Raw genomic sequence first — 589 nt, forward strand, 5'->3', positions numbered from 1 at the left:
GGCTGCTTTCGGCGATCAGGTGGTCGCCTTGCCAGAAGAACTCGGTGGTCTGGCCATCGACGGTCTTGCGGATGCGGCGGCCGAAGGCGTCGTATTGATAGGTGGCGCTGGTGCCATCCGGGCGGGTCAGGCTGATCAGGCGGTGCTGGCTGTCGTAGCGGTATGCAGTGACGAGCTGTTGGGCGCGGCCGCGGCGTTCGCGGATCAGGTTGCCGAAGGCGTCGTAGTCGTAATGGCGGTCGCCCTGCATCAGCAGGCGATTGCCTTTGATGCTGCTCGGGCCCGGCCGGTCCTGCGTCAGCAGGTTGTCGGCCGGGTCGTGGGCGAAGGTTTCCGGCACATCGTCGCGGGTGTGGTGTACGCGGATCAGCCGGTCGAGGGCGTCGTACGTGTAGCTGCGCTGGCCGTGGCGGGTGTCGGCGATGTGTTCGAGATTGCCGTTGGGGCTGTAGGCAAAGTCGCGGCGGTACAGCGCGCTGCGTTGATGACCGACAGCGTGGGACAGCAAACGGCCCTGTTCGTCGTAGGCATATTCGCTGAGCAGCAGGCCCTGCTGGCGCTGTTGCTCGCGGCCGTTCTGGTAGACGTA

The 589-nt window shown here is 65.7% G+C and carries 1 pseudogene; it reads right to left on the bottom strand.

The window, feature by feature from the left end:
- Window positions 1-589, bottom strand: a pseudogene (locus tag M5B44_RS28795) (type IV secretion protein Rhs); the annotation flags it as partial.

Source organism: Pseudomonas sp. MWU12-2029, from assembly GCF_023242425.1.
Lineage (GTDB): Bacteria > Pseudomonadota > Gammaproteobacteria > Pseudomonadales > Pseudomonadaceae > Aquipseudomonas > Aquipseudomonas kribbensis.